The organism is Autumnicola edwardsiae (assembly GCF_031846505.1).
Classification (GTDB): Bacteria; Bacteroidota; Bacteroidia; order Flavobacteriales; family Flavobacteriaceae; genus Autumnicola; species Autumnicola edwardsiae.
In genome coordinates this window covers 69,576-87,851 of sequence record NZ_JAVRHP010000004.1, presented here as the reverse complement: position 1 = coordinate 87,851, position 18,276 = coordinate 69,576, and the positions used below count along the sequence as shown (strand labels likewise).

The 18,276-nt window shown below is 38.1% G+C and carries 13 protein-coding genes; 5 read left to right on the top strand and 8 right to left on the bottom strand.

Annotated features, from left to right (window positions below; translation table 11 throughout):
• Positions 1–35: 35 nt before the first annotated feature.
• The 4 genes from RM529_RS01775 (at position 36) to RM529_RS01760 (ending at position 3,614) form a co-directional block, all read left to right on the top strand.
• Entirely contained in the window at positions 36–194 is a 159-nt protein-coding gene (locus tag RM529_RS01775) for a hypothetical protein (RefSeq protein WP_311483032.1), read from the top strand.
• A gap of 300 nt (positions 195–494) precedes the next feature.
• A complete protein-coding gene (locus RM529_RS01770; protein WP_311483031.1) occupies positions 495–1,076 on the top strand; it encodes a PAS domain-containing protein in 582 nt (193 codons plus the stop codon).
• Between the two features lie 306 nt (positions 1,077–1,382).
• Entirely contained in the window at positions 1,383–2,369 is a 987-nt protein-coding gene (locus RM529_RS01765; protein ID WP_311483030.1) for an aldo/keto reductase, read from the top strand.
• 447 nt (positions 2,370–2,816) lie between these two features.
• The gene (locus RM529_RS01760) at positions 2,817–3,614 is read left to right on the top strand and encodes a response regulator transcription factor (protein ID WP_311483029.1); all 798 of its coding nucleotides are present in this window, start codon (positions 2,817–2,819) and stop codon (positions 3,612–3,614) included.
• Between the two features lie 56 nt (positions 3,615–3,670).
• Here RM529_RS01760 and RM529_RS01755 read toward each other — a convergent pair whose 3' ends face one another.
• From RM529_RS01755 to era, 6 genes are all read right to left on the bottom strand, one after another.
• Positions 3,671–4,369, bottom strand: coding sequence for a hypothetical protein (locus RM529_RS01755; protein WP_311483028.1), 699 nt, complete (start codon positions 4,367–4,369; stop codon positions 3,671–3,673).
• Positions 4,370–4,440: 71 nt separating this feature from the next.
• A complete protein-coding gene (locus RM529_RS01750; RefSeq protein WP_311483027.1) occupies positions 4,441–5,127 on the bottom strand; it encodes a hypothetical protein in 687 nt (228 codons plus the stop codon).
• Positions 5,128–5,697: 570 nt separating this feature from the next.
• A complete protein-coding gene (locus RM529_RS01745; RefSeq protein WP_311483026.1) occupies positions 5,698–8,427 on the bottom strand; it encodes an outer membrane beta-barrel protein in 2,730 nt (909 codons plus the stop codon).
• 204 nt (positions 8,428–8,631) lie between these two features.
• Positions 8,632–11,340: a hypothetical protein gene (locus RM529_RS01740; RefSeq protein ID WP_311483025.1), complete on the bottom strand. Its 2,709-nt coding sequence runs from the start codon at positions 11,338–11,340 to the stop codon at positions 8,632–8,634.
• A gap of 466 nt (positions 11,341–11,806) precedes the next feature.
• Positions 11,807–13,111 carry a ribosome biogenesis GTPase Der gene (gene der / locus RM529_RS01735; RefSeq protein WP_311483024.1) on the bottom strand — a complete coding sequence of 435 codons (1,305 nt, stop codon included), beginning with the start codon at positions 13,109–13,111 and terminating at the stop codon, positions 11,807–11,809.
• Positions 13,112–13,450: 339 nt separating this feature from the next.
• Positions 13,451–14,332, bottom strand: a complete 882-nt coding sequence (gene era / locus RM529_RS01730) for a GTPase Era (RefSeq protein ID WP_311483023.1) — start codon at positions 14,330–14,332, stop codon at positions 13,451–13,453.
• Between the two features lie 373 nt (positions 14,333–14,705).
• Between era and RM529_RS01725 the strand changes: the two genes are divergently transcribed.
• A complete protein-coding gene (locus RM529_RS01725; RefSeq protein WP_311483022.1) occupies positions 14,706–16,244 on the top strand; it encodes a SulP family inorganic anion transporter in 1,539 nt (512 codons plus the stop codon).
• On the opposite strand, the gene RM529_RS01720 is transcribed toward RM529_RS01725, so the two are convergent.
• Both RM529_RS01720 and RM529_RS01715 read right to left on the bottom strand, forming a co-directional pair.
• Positions 16,241–16,654, bottom strand: coding sequence for a VOC family protein (locus tag RM529_RS01720; RefSeq protein WP_311483021.1), 414 nt, complete (start codon positions 16,652–16,654; stop codon positions 16,241–16,243). The two genes, RM529_RS01725 and RM529_RS01720, sit on opposite strands and share 4 nt — an antisense overlap.
• 40 nt (positions 16,655–16,694) lie before the next feature.
• Positions 16,695–18,200: a TolB family protein gene (locus RM529_RS01715; RefSeq protein WP_311483020.1), complete on the bottom strand. Its 1,506-nt coding sequence runs from the start codon at positions 18,198–18,200 to the stop codon at positions 16,695–16,697.
• Positions 18,201–18,276: the final 76 nt, after the last annotated feature.

Genomic DNA, 18,276 nt, shown 5'->3' with positions numbered 1-18,276 from the left:
TTTTTTCATCCATTTAACCTTATAAAACTAAAATTATGAAATTTAAGAAAAAAGCAAAAAAGGCAGCAGAAAAAGGAGCAGAACTATGGGTTGCAAAAAAAGGAATTGGCTTAACAGCAAGCCTCTTAAAGTGGGGTGCCATTGCGGGAGTAGTTTACCTGGGATACAAACTCTACAAAGAGAACCAGGAATAAATTTTTCGCAGAATAGATGGCGGTAATTTTATTTCAAAAAACTATTTCTGAAGTTAAATTCAAGGATAATTAATTTTTAAATGGGAAGCTTGTAGGCACGGAAACTGTAAGCTTTCCATTTAAAGTTAATTGTGATAACATTAAATATTTTCGCCAATAAACAGTACTTTCGGTTTACTTACGAAATATGCTTTTAAAGGTATTTCCCCTCCTCTATTTCCAGACGGCCTTTATTTGCTTTTAATACCATCTGTCGTCCTAACCTGGATTAGAGAAGGAAGAAAAAAGGCTAAAAAAATTATGAGTAGATACCAGGATGATTTAGGTAATATGAGGTCGCTGGATCTCTATCTTGAAACCCTTAATAAAGAAGAATACAGAACAGCACGGAAGAAAATTGGTTCATCTGGTTTAGCCCGTGCCCCCCTGGCGGGAATGGACATTGCCTCCACCAGTTTTCACCACGTATTGCATAATAAAAGAAAAAAGAGGCAATTAAAGACTTTAGCGCAGTTTCAGAAGAAGTTCGACTGGCAATTTGATGTAAATACTGTATTAAAAGAAGAGTATGATGCACTTGTATTGACCGATGCCAACCGTATTATTAACTGGGTGAGTAAAGGTTTTTACAACATGACTGGGTATCCTGCCAGCTTTGCAATTGGCCAAACCCCAGACTTTTTACAGGGAAAAAACACCCCTGAAGACACAAAGAAGCGTGTTGATGAAAAATTAAAAAAGGAGGTTGTTTTTACAGAAACCTTTGTAAACTACAGAAAGAACAACGAAGAATATTTGTGTGAAATAACAGTCATCCCGTTACGTTCCTATGGCGCAAAACTCACCCATTTTCTCGCTTTAGAGAGGGAAATTAGCGCTTAAGAACAGGTCATTATTTTAAACTTATCATCTTTTATTTGTTTGGCAGATGGCGGTATTTTGCTTTTTTCAAGTAACTAAAAAGTATCGTGCTTTTGGAGCTGGTTTTTTTTTACCTGGTCTCCCACATCCAACAAACCGCCTTGATTCTTTATCTTAAGCACTTCTTCTCTCCGGGTGTCCCATTCAGCAGCTCATTTTAATTTTAAAAACCTATTGTTGTTATAAAATCCCTAAACTTTCCTTTTAAAAGTCCGTGTCCTTTTTTATGCTGATTTTAATTTTTAATTTTATAAAAAACAGAAAGTAATGAACTATAGAAAACTGGGAAAAACCGGCTTAAAAATTTCAGAAATCTCACTTGGAACCTGGCAGGTAGGAGGAAAATGGGGATCTGGATTTGACGACAACAAAGCCGATGAAATTATAAATACAGCCATTGATCAAGGCGTGAACTTTATAGATACCGCCGATGTTTATGAGGAAGGCTTAAGTGAAAAAGCGGTAGGAAGAGTGGTGCGCTCCCGCTCTGAAGAGATTTATGTAGCCACAAAGTGCGGCAGGCAAATCAATCCACATGTAAATGAAAATTACACTCCGGAAGTGCTTACAAAATTTGTGGAAGACAGTTTAAAAAGAACCGGACTTGATCGATTAGATCTTGTACAACTACACTGCCCGCCCACAGATGTTTATTATCGACCTGAGATTTTCGAAACTTTTGATCGGCTAAGGGATCAGGGGAAAGTCCGCAACCTGGGAGTTAGCGTAGAAAAGATAGAAGAAGCAATAAAAGCAATGGAATTTTCTAATGTTGCTACCGTCCAGATTATATTTAACCTCTTCAGGCAACGTCCATCTGAATTGTTCTTCGAAGAAGCAAAGAAAAAAGATGTCGGGGTTATTGCAAGAGTTCCGTTAGCCAGCGGATTGCTAACCGGAAAATTTGATTCCAACAGTCATTTTGACAAAGAAGATCACAGGAATTTTAACAGGAATGGAGAAGCCTTTGACAAGGGGGAAACCTTTGCCGGAGTGGATTTTGAGCAGGGATTAAAAGCTGTGGACGAGTTAAAAGCACTTTTTCCAGATGTAAAGAATCTCGCTCCTGTCGCTTTACAGTGGATCCTTCAGTTTGAGGAAATAAGCTGTATTATTCCAGGTGCGTCCAAAAAAGATCATCTTTTATCGAATACTTCTGTCTACGATCTTCCGCCTTTATCTGCAGAAAAGATTGAAAAAATGAACTCTATTTATGAGAAGTATATTAAGCCGGAAGTGCACCAGCGCTGGTAGTTATTTTTCACCTGTAGTTTAGCAACTTTGTTTTGCTTCAGGCAAAAGATTAAAGAGGCCGTCTAAAAATGGCAATTTTCGTCACCTGATTATTTCAGAACCACGAAAATTCATTTTTGGACGGCTTCATTCTTTCTGAAATTATTTCAGTTCAATTCAGATACAAAAAACGCTGTCATTATGTTTTTTTCTTCTGGTTTTTTACCTAAAAACTAAGGAAAAAACTTATCTTTTTCACTATTTGAGCGTAATATTCTTACTTTAAATGTTAAATTATTTACTTTTCCTAATAAAAATTTTCCAAGATTTAAGCTTGTAAATATCTGATTATGAAAGCTGTAACCCTAATAAATCCCTTTCTTCGGTAATAAATTAAAGATATTCGTTATGCTTTGGAACACAATCTTTTAAGATTATTTCTATATTGGGAAAAATTTAACATGTAGGATGGAAGCTGAAAATCATAAAATTTCAGAATTATGGAGGAGGGAGTACTCTTCTGAAATCATGGAATATTCACGTTACCAAATTACTGAGCAATTCGAAAGAATGGCTGCCCTTTTTGCTCCGGGAGAGTCATACTTCTATATCCTGAACATGCATAATCTGGAACTGGATTACGTTTCTCCCAGTGTAGAAAATTTTCTTGGTATTTCTCCCAAAAATGTAAGCATGGATAAACTCCTTAGTCTTGCGCTACCGGAGGAAATTGAAAAGCTGGAAAAGAAAGAGCTTGTAATAAAAGACTTTTTTTCCGTATATCTAAAACCTTCTGAAATAACCAAATATAAAATAATTTACTCCTATAAAATGGTGGATTATAAAAAAAGAAGCCGGGTAATGCTTATGCAGGCCACCCCTATTTCTATTGCTAAAAATAATACACCAATGCATATTTTCTCCATTCACAGCGATATTTCACATATTGCAACTCAAAGTACACGAAGCGTTTCCTTTATAAATATCCAAGGTGGGAAGTCTTTCTACAATGTTCCTGTAGATAAAGGAGCTTTTAAGCCAAACCTGGGAAATGCAGAACCCAGTATTTCTGATTCCCTCACCCCCCGGGAAAGGGAGATTGTAGATTTGCTCGCCCAGGGTTATGGTGCCAAGCAAATTGCAGACAACCTAAATCTTTCTATCCACACGATCCATACCCATAGAAAAAATGTACTCGCCAAAAGTGGTTGTAAGAATACTGCAGAACTTATTGCCGAAAGCATGATGGCCGGAATACTGAAATAAGAAGAAAACCATAGGATCCAGATGCTGTCTTTACTCCTATGGTCAGGCTAATTCTCCTATTTTATACGAGCCTGGAATTCTGAAATAACATTATTGTAACTTCTTAATACCCGGTCCCACTCTTTGTACAGGTGATCGCTTTTTACGCTCGTCATAGAATCTCCAGACTCTTCACTTACCAGTTTTACTTTAAAACTAAGCGGATTTGTTGAAGATTCTTTCACAATCATCCTTGTTCGGATAGTATTTTGCTCAAAAGTTTGTAAAGACCATGCAGTTCTTAAATAGCCTGTTTCCTTATCTGTCATTTCTATAACATCTATGTAGTTTAGAACAATCTGGTTAATTAACTTCCATGCCTGATCTTTATCCATTGCATTTACTTTTACCTCGATATCCACATTCGCAATATCTGTCTGGACAGAGGCATCAAAAGCATCGTCATTTCTCATTTTTACGTAATGTGTTTTTGGCGGTTTGGTCATACCTTTTTGGTTACAGAACTCGATGGTCTCATTAAGAAAACCTGTCTTTTTTGTAACTACGGTAACACAGGAATTTTTAGGAACGAGTACCACTGTAGATCCTTTTCCTATTAATTTCCCGTTCACATAAATTTCGGCATCGGTTTCTGAAACTCCGACTTTCACTTTTTTCTTTCCATAATATTCTGAATTGGCATTAGCGTGAATACTGGTAGCAGGTAAGATTGAAAATGTAAGCGCAAATAAAATAAGGAAAGTAATTTTCTTCATAACTGGATTTTAATTAATGTATTATTGATAAAATGTTTTACTGTACTGTAAGAAATAGTAAGAACTACCTCTTAAAACGAAAAGCCGAAGCCGATGTTAGCAATTAACCCTTTATAAATTAGGTCTTGTGGAGAAGAGTCGATGTCTAAAGGCGGAGTCTCCTGCATTTCGGTATAGCCATCATCAAATACCACCTCTATTTCATAACTTTCTGGAAGAGGTGTAAAACGATAGCCAATTTCAGGCCTAAAATAGAATAAGCCTCCAAGCTTTGCCCCAAGCTTCACATTAAAGGAGCCGTTGGAAAAATCAATATCCGCCGTTCCCGGTTCTGTTCTATCAGAATTTTCAGAAAAGAACATCATTTCACCCTTAATTTGGATACTCCCATAACTGGCCCCCACGTACAGGCCTTTGCCAGGGCTGAATAGATAATAATTAAGCCCGCCCTCCATGTACGTAAAGTCAAGTTCGTCGCTGGACTCTTCATCAGCATTATCCTCTTCAGGTACAATCCAGTCAGATTTAAGTGTTGAATAATCCACACTTACTGAAAGTTTATGACGCAATAAAGGCGTGACATACTCTAAATTTCCGCCTATCAGGTTTGGGTAGCCTAATTTCCCTCCAATTCTGAATGGCCTTACCTTTGGCTTATCTTCGGTAAAATAATACTCTTCTCCCACTTCCTGAGCCGAAACAACAGACGTGAAAATTAAAAGTAGTGTGGTACTAAAAATTTGAATAGCTCTTTTCATATTTTCGGAATAAGTTTTTACTCAACAAAATACAGTGTCTTAAACTATTAGAAATCAACACAGTAAAAATATAGGAGGCAGCAGCACCAGACAATACCCATTAATAGTGATATTTAATTTGAAGAAAAAGAGAAAAAAAAGGAGTGAGAAAGTAAAAGAAGGAAAGAGGGAAAAGGCTAATAAGGCCACTTCTGCTCAGACATACTGCATGTCGAAAATTGTCAATTTTTGGGCATCACCAAAGAAACAGAGCTGGAAATGAAGATAAAGAGTGAAAAGATGAAAGGTATTAGACATTTTCTGCGGCAATCTGCGTTTTCTGCGGGAAAAATTTTGAATTTATCTCCCAGCAGAAATAAAATTCATGTATTCATGATTTAAAAACAGGAAAAAGGAAAAAAGTGAAGAAGTTAAAGAGTTAAATAAGACAAAACTTCAGCTTAGAAAATACTATATGCCGAAAATTGGCAATTCTCGGCCAATAAAATTTTCAGCAGAACCTTTTAAAAATCGGAGTAATAGAAATAATCCTGATTCCCGGCTCCTGAGTGATTTCTGATTTGGCAGTTATCACCTAAATCGTCTTCCTCCCCTGTCTGGAGGGTTACTCCCACCGAAATTGCTCAGTTTATAAGTAAAACTCAGCATTGCGTACCGTGTGAGGATCAAACTGCTGGTATCCTGTATAAAATCGTCCCCAATTACCCGCCGGGTATCGATATTCTGATCCAGCAAATCATAAACTTTAACCTTCAGGGTAGCTTTATCTTCTAAAAATTCATATCCAAGGCTCATGTTCCAAAGCAATGAAGTATTATCAAAGCCCGGGGAAACATTTCCGAAGTAATTAAAAGAAATGTCATTGCCAAAAACCACATTTTCAGGCCAGTAAGAAGTAGTTTGAAATCCAATGCTGTGGTTCACAAAATCTTCATTCCTGTTGGGGTTAATATCGTAATTTGTGCTGTTGTAAGTTAGCTCATAGTTTGGTTCTATGCTGAGTAAATCTTCAATTTCGAAAGTAAGGCGCAAACGCGGACTTAAGCTATAACGCTCAGCTTCATATTTTACAGCATTGGTAAAACCAATATTTTTGTTGTAACTGGCGTTTAAACCAGCCTGATACCTGAAGATCCTTGCCTCTTTCTTATATTGTTTGTTGTAAAAAACGCCTGCGTTCCCGTTAATCGCGCCGTCTACATTAGTATAGGTAGTGGTCCTCACAAGATCTTCGTTTACCGTAGAGACAGAAACGACATTATTATTTGTAAATCCAAGGTTTATATAGCTAAAAATACCACTTCGCGTAGCAAAATCGAAATTGCGGTAATTAAGTTGTATATCCTGCCGGTAAGCAGGCCTCAACTCCGGATTTCCAACTATAATATTTAACGGATTTGTACGATCCACGACGGGCTGAAGCTGCCGGATAGAAGGTATATCTACATTGGTGTTGTAACGGATTGACAAACTTTTGGAACGTTCAATTTCGTAACGCACTCCTGCTTCCAGGAACAGGTTATTATATGTATTTTCAAAGGAAGTTTCTTCCAGATAATTACTGTTTTCGAGACTGGTATGCAACAGGCCAACTTCAGTATTTATCCTCCAGATATCTCCTTCATAATTTAATCCCAGGTTTGGTGTATGTCTCCTGCTGTTTACTTCAAAATCACTGCTTAAAAGGTTATTGAGGATGTTGTAATTTCTATCGCCGTTTTCAGCTTCATAGACATAACGCTTATTGGTGGAGTTTAGATAATCGAAATCATAAGAAACGTCAAGAAAAAAATCTTCTGCCAGGACACTGCGCTTACTTACTTCAAGAGAATAAGCATTTTCCGTTTCATCTTCGTCTATATATTGATCCTGAATTTGAATAACTTCTTCTCCTTCTTCCGTAAATAAACTTTCGGAATAGTAAAAATTATCATTTTTCTGCCTGCTATGGTCGTTTTCAAATTCCATTTGCAAATAAGAACCACGGCTGCCAAATCGCCTGATGAAATCGATATTATTACTAAAATCTACACTTTCCAGCGCTTCATTTTCAAAAGTTTCGGTACGGTTAATAAGGTTAAGATCCTCATCCAACGACTCGGCCACTTGATCGCGGTAGGAATTACCGAAATTTGCGTTTAACCGGGGACTAATGGAAATCCTGGTGAGCGTGTCAAATTCCACCTCAAAACGGGCGTTTGCACGATGGCTGTCATTTAAGAGATTGCTTCTTTCTTCAGAATTTGTGAAATATCGGGAATCTGGCAAAATATTTTCTCTGGCTATAATAGTCCTTCTCTCAGTATCATTTCTTCCGAAGAAATAATCTGCACTTAACTCAAGGTCATTTTCCCATTTATTTACAAAGTTAATACCGGCAGTTTCTGCCTTTGTTATTCCGCCACCGCCACCTCCAAAAACATTCCTCCCGGCCGTACGCCCCATCATCCCAAACACTTCATCATAACTAAACCCGGAAGTATTGATGTTATTGGAACTGGCAAGAACACTCAACCGCAGGTCATCTTTAAAATAATTCCCGATTCCGCTCAGTTCATATCGATCATTTGTGCCTCCCCCGGCAGTGGCCCGTGCAAAATAGCCTTTGTTCTTATCCTCTTTTATGGTAATATTTACCGTTTTATTTTCAGGATCACCGGCCTTTCCGGTAAACTCTTCCGACCTGGTTTTGGTATCTGTCACCTGAATTTTATCAATAATTTCCTTCGGAAGGTTCTTTGTGGCAATCTTGGGATCATCACCAAAAAACTCTTCTCCATTTACCAGAATCCTTGAAACCGTTTTTCCGTTTACGGTAATATTCCCCTGATTATCCACCTCAACCCCCGGAAGTTTTTTCATTAGCTCTTCCAGGTTGGCATCCTGCCGGGTACTAAAAGAACCGGCATTAAATTCTAAAGTATCTTTTTTAATAGTAATTGGTGCACGTGTAGCAGCCACCACTACCTCCTCAAGCTTGTTGTCCTGAACTTGCATGGTAATGGTGGAGAGCTCTATTCTCTCCTTAATTTCAAGGGTTTCCCTGTAGGATTGATATCCGGCAAAGGAAATATACAAGTTGACTTTGGGAGCTGTGGTGGTCCCTGTTAAACGAAAATTTCCGTTTTTTTCTGAAATGGTATAGGTAACAAGACTGCTGTCTGCTGCTTTTTCCAGGTAAATAGTTGCGGACTCCAATGGCACACCGGCCTCATCCACCACTTTTCCGGTTATTTCAAAATCCTGAGAAAATGCCGTCCCAGTGATGAAAAGGAAAGCAAGAGTGTAAAAAAGTTTCATGAAGAGGAATTAGATAGATGAAAACGGAAATTCGACACCTCCGTCTGCTCTTAGACTAACGTTATTCCTTTTAGTTTAATCGGTATTACTTTTTCCTGAATAATAGTACTAAAGAAAAACCTGATGGTTTGATACAAAAATCAGCTTATAAAAAAAGCCCGCAATTGCGGGCTTTCTTAATCTTAAATTATAAGCTGATTATGCTTAGTTGTTGTATAAATACACTGAAGCAGCGCTCGGCACGTCATTGCTAACGGCCGGAGCAATGTCTCCACTAGTGTTTAGCACATCTGTAAATCCAAGGATTTTACCACCACCATTTGCAATTTCGGCGATGAAAACCGTTTGGGTGTCATTATCATAAGCTACATCTATAGGATTTCCTAGCTCTGTAGATGCCCCGGCAATCCTGGTCTGGTCTGCCATACTTATGCTTCCACCATCTGCTGTAGCTTCAAGTTTTGTATTAAAGTCTTCAATCACATGGAAACCACCGTCAGAATCACTTGTGGCATCACCAATATCTGTCATAATTAGTACATCATCGGCTTCACTATAGTCAATTCCGTGAGTTCTCACTATACCTTCAAAGGTAATTCGTTTGTCAGGTGATTGCATACCTCCCATATTGGATAGGAAATCGTTATAGACTGCAACATCACTGCTCATATCTACAACAGCGAGTAAGTCTCCACCTTTAAACGTAATTCCCCATACCGGAAAATCTATGTCTATAGTATTTTCAAGCATAAAAGATGAACCATCAAAAGAATATACAAAGAACTGGTTGGAACCATTATCAGACACTACAACATGATCTCCCAGGACAGCAATCTCTCTGGGACTTGGTAATTCCTCAGATCCCATAGCATCTGGAGAGATAGTTGCTCCATCTGCAGCTCCCATGAAGTTTTCATAAAACTCTATCCTCATATCACTTCTGGAAGCCTGAATAAGGTTTCCGGAACCTGAATAATAAACTCCTTCAGTAGAAGACGATCCAGTCATTACCGTTTTCAGCAAAGATCCGCTTTCATTATAAACATTTACGTCTCCATTTGCTGTATTGGTTGTGTACAATCTCGTCATCATCCCGGTAGTGCTCATTCCTGTATTTCCATCAGTTTCATCACTTGAAAAATATATAGATGAAGCAGAAGCCAGATCTTCTTCAAACGATGGCGTTAGGTTTCCACCTGAACCAATTGAAGTAAATCCTAAAACTTTACCGTTTCCTACTTCTGAAATATAAACTGCATCTGTTTCAGAATCGTAAGCAACATCAATAGGATTACCCATCATTGTATTGGATCCTGCTACTCTGGTTTGTGCTTCCAAAGGAATTTGCTCACCATCTGACAATGCATCAAAAACAGTTGAGAAATCCTCTATAACATGGAAAGCTCCGTCGTCAGTAGCATTGGCAGCATCTCCAATATCTGTCATAACCATTACATCATCTGTCCCATCATAAGTAAGACCGTGGGTCCTGACTATGCCTTCAACTTGTACTCTTTTAGAAGGCATTAAATCGCCATCCATATTATTGGAGCCAAAGTCGTAGAATACCGCTAAATCGTTGGTGGTATCTACTACCGCATAGAGATCATCACCCCTAAAGGTAATTCCCCAAACCGGGAATGGGATCTCAAACGTATTGGTTAAAGAAAAGTTATCTCCATTTTTGGTATAAACATAAAATTGATTTGTACCATTATCTGATACCACATAGGTAGAACCATTTACTGCCAATTCTCTTGGGCTATCTAAATCGTCTGAACTTGTGTAAGCCGGAGAAAGTGTTTCACCATCAATGGCATTACTTAAATTGTTATAAGCTTCCAACTGGAAGTTTGATCTTGAAGCCTGTACAACTACATCATCAGAAAAATCATAAAAAATCCCTTCAGCAGCAGAGGAAGCTGTTCCAAAGCTGGAAGATGTTCCGGCGGTAAGATCATATTGAGTAATATTACCGTTGGAATTATTGGTAACAAAAAGTTGTGCCCTTCTGTTAATATCATTACAAGAATCATCACTGTTCAATTCGATTACATTTGTATCAAAAAGACTTGACTCATAACGGAGTTGCCCGTCATAATTCTGACAAGAACCATCAGTAGCATAAGTAAAGGTCATATTTTGAGTGAAAACCGGACCTGAATCACCAAAAAACACTAACATGTCTTCTCCTTCTCCGGCAGAAGTCACATCGCAAGTAAAAGTACCGTCACCATTGTCTACACAGTTGGTAAGCATACCACCCGGACCTTCTTCTTCGCTAGTATAAATCGTAGTACCTAAAGTAGCCTGTGTTCTTATTTCATCCCCGTTAGCATCTCCACTATTATCAGTATCTCCTAAAACAAGGAAATTAAATGTCTGGGTTTTTCCAACACCTAAGTCGGGATGGTTACTACACTCTACACAGGAATAAGTCCCGGTGACAGGAACCGCGTGGGCTTTAGAGGTGTTTTTAGCCACCATCATGTCTCCTGCTTTACCATTGTAAACTACATTAGAAATTGCAGGATTAGTTCCGTCATCATCAACATTAAAATCGAAGCTCAAATCTCCACTAGAAAATGTAAGACTTCCGTCTTCCTGATCTTTAGAGTTTTGAGACACGCCCGCTCTAATTGTACTACCTGTACTCAAAGTTAAATTTGAGGTAGGATCATCTTCAAAGGGAATAGATATAGCTACACTACCTCGAGATGAGGCATCTTTTGTAGTAAATATTGCTGTGTAAGATCCAAAACTCGTGTTATCAAATTTTCCATCACGCAAGTTTTGTTCAAATTTCGTCAAATTTTCTTCTGGAATTGTTCCTTCTTCCTGCGTTGGTAATTGATCTTCCGCACAGGAATAAATTAAAAAAACACCCAGAAGGTAAAAGCAAATTTTCTTCATAAAATCGGTTTTTTGGTTAAAAATAAGTTCGATTTGAATATAACCACATGATTACCACATACCTAAGGTTTAACGAAAGATTAGGACGGTTTTAAAACAATCTTATAATTTGTTCAAAAAGCGTAATACAACAAATCTAAAAAATATCACTGTTTGGGAAGTGCCGCATTATATAAGGAATACGGAGAATTATCAAGTTAGTATAGCGTACTTATTGATGAAAATGATTGTAAAAAAGACAGCCTCAGCGACCTTAAAGATATCTTTTTCAGAAAACCGCAGAAGTATTCTCTGTTCTAATTAAAATTACCATACCGCAGAAGTATGCATTTTTAGATTAAACAGACAAGGCTGAAACTAAAGTTGGTGAGATCGGAGTTCGATAGTTTTGAATATTCCCAGGCCTAAGAATTAAAACGGAATTTTTCAATCAATCCAAAGTGGAAACCTGGTAATATTTAAAATATTACTTTTTCCTGAAGTAAATAGTAATTGGTACTCCGCTGAAATCGAATTCTTTCCGGATCTTATTTTCCAAAAACCGTTTATAAGGATCTCTTACATACTGCGGAAGATTACAGAAAAATGCAAATTGTGGCTGCGGAGTTGGCAACTGCATGCAGAATTTGATCTTTACATATTTTCCTTTGTAAGCCGGCGGTGGATTATTTTCAATTATCGGAAGCATTACATCGTTAAATTCCCGCGTCTTCAATTTCTTGCTCCGGTTTTCGAAAATCTGTACAGCAGTTTCTATAGCTTTAAAAACCCGCTGTTTGGTAAGTACAGAGATAAAAATAATAGGTACATCGGTAAAAGGTTCTATTTCGCGCCTAATATTCGCTTCGTATTCTTTAAGCGTGTTTGTTTCCTTATCTATTAAATCCCATTTATTGACGAGGATCACAATTCCTTTGCGGTTACGCTGGGCCAGCCAAAAAATATTCTGAACCTGACCGTCAAAACCACGCTGGGCATCTAAAACCACAAGACACACATCACAATTTTCTATGGCACGTACAGAGCGCATTACCGAATAAAATTCCAGGTCTTCCTTAACCTTAGCCTTTCTACGGATCCCGGCAGTATCTACCAAATTAAATTCAAAACCAAAGCGGTTGTATTTGGTATCAATAGAATCCCTTGTAGTGCCGGCAACATCTGTTACTATATAACGATCTTCACCAATAAGCGCATTTATAAAGGAAGATTTTCCTGCATTTGGTCGTCCCACCACAGCAAAACGTGGCAATTCTGACTCTTCTTCAGCTTCAGATTCCGGCAGGGCTTCTATAAGCGCATCCAGTAAATCTCCTGTTCCACTACCATTGGTACTTGCAATGGGAAAATATTCACCCAAACCAAGGTTATAGAATTCCACTGCGTTCGCCAGCCGTTTATTATTATCGACTTTATTTACCGCCAGCAAAACAGGTTTATCTACTTTTCTAAGTAAAAAAGCAACGTCCTCATCCATTGGAGTAATCCCCGTTTCTACATCTACCATAAAGATAATAGCATCTGCCTCATCTATGGCAAGCTCTACCTGTTTGTCAATTTCAGCTTCAAAAATATCATCGCTGCCTATAATATATCCGCCGGTATCGATAAGCGAAAATTTTCGCCCATTCCAGTCAGATTTTCCATAATGCCGATCGCGTGTAACTCCGCTAACGGAATCCACAATTGCCTCACGACGCTGGATTAATCTGTTAAAAAAAGTGGATTTCCCAACGTTTGGTCTTCCCACGATGGCTACTATATTACCCATACCGGATTTTCTTTTATTTAAGTTGCAAAATTAGTGTAAATATTCGGGTTTTAACAGAAAAGTGGAACACACATATTTCTCTATATCTTCATCTTATAATTAAGATCAAGATAAAAGATCGCTTCGCTGCAAGATGCAAAAAATGAGAGGTTTTTACCTGGAAAAGAGGTTAAATGTTTAAAATTTCAGGTCAAATAAAACTCACTGAGTTCAATTGACTTTCAATTTGTTTCAACTTCTATTACTTCGGAATAAAATAATTTGAAATCAGCAGAGCCCACTTCAATTTAAAGACAATGCCTGAAAATCAACAATATCGACCTTTAGTTGCCAAACTGATTAATCATTATACCCAAACCTTTTTAGCTGATTACTGTCGCTACGCCAGTTTTTATTGACTTTCACGTAAAGTTCCAGGTGAACCTGTTTTCCGAAGAATTTTTCGAGGTCCTTACGCGCTTCTACTCCTACTCTTTTTAAAGCAGATCCTTTATGGCCAATAATGATCCCTTTTTGAGTCTCACGCTCTACCATAATCACGCTGCGCATCCTGATAATTTCCTCTTCTTCAAAAAACTCCTGAGTATCTATTTCTACGGAATAAGGGATTTCCTTTTTATAATGCATCAGGATTTTCTCCCTGATGATCTCGTTTACAAAAAAACGTTCCGGCTTATCGGTAAGTGTATCCTTCGGATAGAAAGCAGGACCTTCAGGCAACAATTCTACTATTCGATTAAAAACTTCAGCTACATTAAAGCCTTGTAATGCCGAAACCGGCATAATTTCAGCATTGGGAACCTTTTCTTTCCATAACTGCACCTGTTCTTCAAGTTCTTCCTGATTGGAAGTGTCAATTTTATTCAGAAGCAGTAGAACAGGAATATCAGCATGAATAATTTTATTAAAAAAAGCCTCGTCTTTAAGCTCTTTTTCACCAATTTCGACCATATAAACAAGTACATCGGCATCTTCAAAAGCCGATTTCACAAAATCCATCATGGATTGCTGTAATTGATAAGCGGGCTTAATAATACCGGGCGTATCACTAAGAATCGCCTGGAAATCTTCCCCGTTTACAATTCCCAGAATCCTGTGCCTGGTGGTTTGTGCTTTTGAGGTAATAATAGAAAGTTTTTCACCCACAAAAGCGTTCATGAGTGTAGATTTTCCAACGTTGGGATTCCCAATAATATTTACAAATCCGGCTTTATGTGCCATAACTGAAATTTTTCACAAAGATATTTTAATTAAATCCGCTCTCCTAACTTTTTCAATCTTTCCGGCAGGAGGACGATAATTGCCATTTTAGAAGACCTGCCCCTTTAAGCCGGTTGATTATCAATATCTTAAAACAGCAGTTCAATTCCTGACAAAGCTATAAAAGTTCGAAGCTTCCTGTTTAAAAGCTTTGTCATTAAAAAAAATTACATAATTTTGCCCGCTCTTATGAAGCACGGAAGAAAAATAATATCATCCCCTCTTACTCCGCCTTAAAACAGCTTTGTCTGTAATTTTATAGCCCTGATCATCCCTGATTTTTAGCTGAAAGTACCCCTTTCAACTCCATGATTCCTTTAAAACTCCAGTTCTTATGAGACAAATTTTCAATCTCTTCGATTTTAAGCAAAAAGTAGATTATAAAACCGAAGTTCTGGCCGGCTTAACAGTGGCAATGACCATGATCCCGGAGTCATTATCCTTCGCTATTTTAGCCGGATTTCCTCCACTAATGGGATTATATGCTTCCATTATAATGTGTTTGGTAACGGCAATTTTCGGGGGAAGACCAGGAATGATTTCAGGTGGAGCCGGCGCGACAGTTATTGTTTTAATTGCTCTAATGAAATCCAACGGCCTTGAATACGTTCTGGCAGCGGTGGCTTTAGCAGGGGTAATTCAGATTATAATTGGAGTTTTTAAGCTCGGAAAATTTATACGTTTAGTACCTCATCCTGTAATGTTTGGGTTTGTTAACGGGTTAGCTATTATTATATTTATGTCTCAGTTAGACCAGTTTAAGACGGTGGTGAATGGCGATATTGTATGGCTAACCGGAACTTCTTTGTATATTATGGCCGGTTTAGTGGCCTTAACCATTGCTGTTGTTGTCTTCTTACCTAAACTTACTAAAGCAGTTCCTTCTTCGCTGGTTGCCATTATAATTGTATTCCTTTTGGTGTACTTTCTGGGTATAAATACTAAAACAGTTGAAGATATCGCTTCTATAAGTGGTGGTTTTCCTCCTTTTCACATACCGAATATTCCATTGAACTGGGAAACATTGGAACTTATTGCCCCTTATTCTATGATTATGGCGGCAGTTGGATTAACCGAAGGCTTGCTTACCTTAAACCTGGTAGATGAAATTACAGAAACCAAAGGTAATGGCAACAGAGAATGTATTGCTCAGGGAGGTGCAAACATACTAAATGGATTCTTCTTCGGGATGGGTGGCTGCCCAATGATCGCTCAAACTTTAGTAAACCTCTCGGCTGGATCCAGAGCTAGATTGTCTGGTATAATTGCAGCCTTTACCATTCTTGGAATAGTGTTGTTTGGTGCACCCATAATAGAACAGGTACCAATGGCAGCTCTTGTAGGAGTAATGATCATGGTAGCCATTGGAACTTTTGAGTGGGCCAGTTTAAAAATATTCAATAAAGTACCTAAGAAAGACATTTTTCTGGTAATTACTGTTGCACTAATAACTGTTATTCTGCACAATCTGGCTTTAGCAGTTCTGGTTGGAGTTATACTTTCGGCATTGTTCTTTGCCTGGGAAAGCGCCAAGAGAATTAGAGCTAGAAAAAGTATTGATGAAAATGGTGTTAAACACTATGAAATATATGGACCGTTATTTTTTGCTTCTACTACTAATTTTGCAGAAAAATTTGATGTTGTAAACGATCCAAAAGAGATAATAATAGATTTTAAGGATAGTCGAATTGCCGATATGTCTGCTATTGAAGCTTTAAATCAAGTCACTCAGCGTTATAGTAAAGTTGGCAAAAAAGTACATCTTAGACATTTAAGCAAGGACTGCAGAAGGCTGCTAAGCAATGCAGATGGAATCATAGAAGTTAATATTCTGGAAGATCCTAATTATAAAGTGGTGACAGATAAGCCTTAAAATTTATTATCGTTTACCTCAATCCAGTAACCATCGGGGTCCTGAAGGTAAATCTGCTTTATACCATCTGGACGGGAATTTGTAGTCCCCGCTTCTCCCTGCCAGTTCTCAAAATGTATATTATTCGTCTCAAGGTGCTCCATAAAAGCCTGAAGATTATCTGTATTTATCGCCATATGCACCCCCTTTTTCTTCTCAATTTCTTCTTCACTTTCTATAAGGTGCACCTGGACTTTATCTGCCAGTTCGAACCAGCGAATATGATCGGGAAGTCCACCGTTGGGGATTTCTTTTAGTCCAAGGATCTTGTTGTAGAAATCTGCAGAAGCCTTAAGATCTGCAACCTGGATTGCATCGTGATCTTTTTTAAAGTTGAAATTGCTTTGCGCATTCAAGTCTTGCGTGCTCATAGAGAAAATACTAATAAGGAGTAAATAAAAAAATTTCATATTAGAAGTCAGAGTTAGTTACAAATGCAACATATTTCCCGTCCGGTGACCAGCTTGGAACATTTATAGTTCCCTGTCCCCCATAAATATAACCTACTACTTTAGGTTCTCCACCCTTGATGGGCATTGTCCTTAGCAGGCACCTTTTATAAAAAGGATGATCTCCTGAGTCTATTTCTTCGGGAAAGGAAATAAATATAAGTTGTTCCTGATCTGGAGAAACGTGCGGAAACCAGTCATTAAATTTATCTGTGGTAAGCTGCGTTTGTTCACTACCATCTGCATTCATCCTCCATATCTGCATAGCTCCGGTACGATTGGAATTAAAATAAATATGCCGCCCATCTCTAGAAAATTCAGATCCATCATCCAGTGTTTCTGTATTGGTGAGTTGTGTTTCCTTTCCAGATTCCACGTCTACCTGGTAAATATCATACTGCCCATTCCTGTCTCCTGTAAAAAGAATAGATTGGCCATTGGGCGACCAGCCGTGGGCATAGGAAGCTCCTACCCCGTCTTTAGTAACTTTTACAGGTTGATCGCTACCGTCAATTGGAAGGTAGTAAATAGACGAGTTTCCATCATCTTCAGGGTTATGGTGGCTTATAGCAATCTTATTTTCATCGGCACTTAACACATGGTCATTATTATTATCTATTGCAAAGCCGGTATTCAGCATAGAAATTTTTTCAGTTTCAAGATCATAATTATAGAGCCAACCATTAGAATTGTAGATAAGTTTCCCACTCCTGGTCCAGTTTGGAGCCTGTATGCTGTGACCCGAAGTCATTAGCACTTTTCGCTCCCCCGTTTCTACATTCATAATTTCCAGCCTGCTCCCAAGGTAATCTGTATATGGCACAAGATCCTCAGGAGCAGGATAACTGATTCTTACATTTTTAAAAATTGCTGTTTCTACAGCGTCCGGATTATGGGCGCTTATATAAATTCCCGCAAAAACTTCATTTCTTAGATCCATTTCCACCTCTATACTTGTAAAAGGTTCACCAAATTTAGCAGTGGACATGATGTACAAATTCCCTCTTCTTTCCAGCTGAATTACATCTGGAGCCTCGCTGGTTGAAGTCACCTCTTCTGTATCTGCGCCTTTTTGCCTTCTGTATTGAAGTGAAGTTAATCCATCCCCGTGAACAGTCGCATTTACGTGAGGTGAATCTGAAGCCAGGTTGTTCCTAACAATCCAGCCAATTTTTCTATGAGGATCTTCTCCCTCGCCAACAAACTCCACCCGGGCTCTAAGGATAAAATCTCCCTGTATAGCCTTCCATGCGTATTGAAATTCATCAGATCCAAACCACATATTTGTTCCTGAACCTGTAAGGGTGTATACCTGTTGTTCTTCATTATATTCTGCAGAACCTTCAGATTTCACATCACCTATATCCTGATGATTATTAAAAATGCCCATTTGCTGTGCCTGTGCCATATGAAAGCTGAAAAAGAGAAATACTGAAAAAAGAGCAGAAATTGCATGTTTTAAATTCATATTAATTGAATTATTGAATAATTTAAGCTAAAGATATTAAAAATTTTATGTGTTTTAACCTGGCTACAGCAGCAAT

What these genes read in the sequence shown, in the direction of transcription:
- RM529_RS01725 (WP_311483022.1), top strand. Translation starts at nt 14,706, where the DNA reads ATGAGACAAATTTTCAATCTCTTCGATTTTAAGCAAAAAGTAGATTAT.
- RM529_RS01755 (WP_311483028.1), bottom strand. Translation starts at nt 4,369, where the DNA reads ATGAAGAAAATTACTTTCCTTATTTTATTTGCGCTTACATTTTCAATC.
- RM529_RS01775 (WP_311483032.1), top strand. Translation starts at nt 36, where the DNA reads ATGAAATTTAAGAAAAAAGCAAAAAAGGCAGCAGAAAAAGGAGCAGAA.
- der (WP_311483024.1), bottom strand. Translation starts at nt 13,111, where the DNA reads ATGGGTAATATAGTAGCCATCGTGGGAAGACCAAACGTTGGGAAATCC.
- RM529_RS01740 (WP_311483025.1), bottom strand. Translation starts at nt 11,340, where the DNA reads ATGAAGAAAATTTGCTTTTACCTTCTGGGTGTTTTTTTAATTTATTCC.
- RM529_RS01715 (WP_311483020.1), bottom strand. Translation starts at nt 18,200, where the DNA reads ATGAATTTAAAACATGCAATTTCTGCTCTTTTTTCAGTATTTCTCTTT.
- RM529_RS01760 (WP_311483029.1), top strand. Translation starts at nt 2,817, where the DNA reads ATGGAAGCTGAAAATCATAAAATTTCAGAATTATGGAGGAGGGAGTAC.
- RM529_RS01745 (WP_311483026.1), bottom strand. Translation starts at nt 8,427, where the DNA reads ATGAAACTTTTTTACACTCTTGCTTTCCTTTTCATCACTGGGACGGCA.
- RM529_RS01720 (WP_311483021.1), bottom strand. Translation starts at nt 16,654, where the DNA reads ATGAGCACGCAAGACTTGAATGCGCAAAGCAATTTCAACTTTAAAAAA.
- era (WP_311483023.1), bottom strand. Translation starts at nt 14,332, where the DNA reads ATGGCACATAAAGCCGGATTTGTAAATATTATTGGGAATCCCAACGTT.
- RM529_RS01750 (WP_311483027.1), bottom strand. Translation starts at nt 5,127, where the DNA reads ATGAAAAGAGCTATTCAAATTTTTAGTACCACACTACTTTTAATTTTC.
- RM529_RS01770 (WP_311483031.1), top strand. Translation starts at nt 495, where the DNA reads ATGAGTAGATACCAGGATGATTTAGGTAATATGAGGTCGCTGGATCTC.
- RM529_RS01765 (WP_311483030.1), top strand. Translation starts at nt 1,383, where the DNA reads ATGAACTATAGAAAACTGGGAAAAACCGGCTTAAAAATTTCAGAAATC.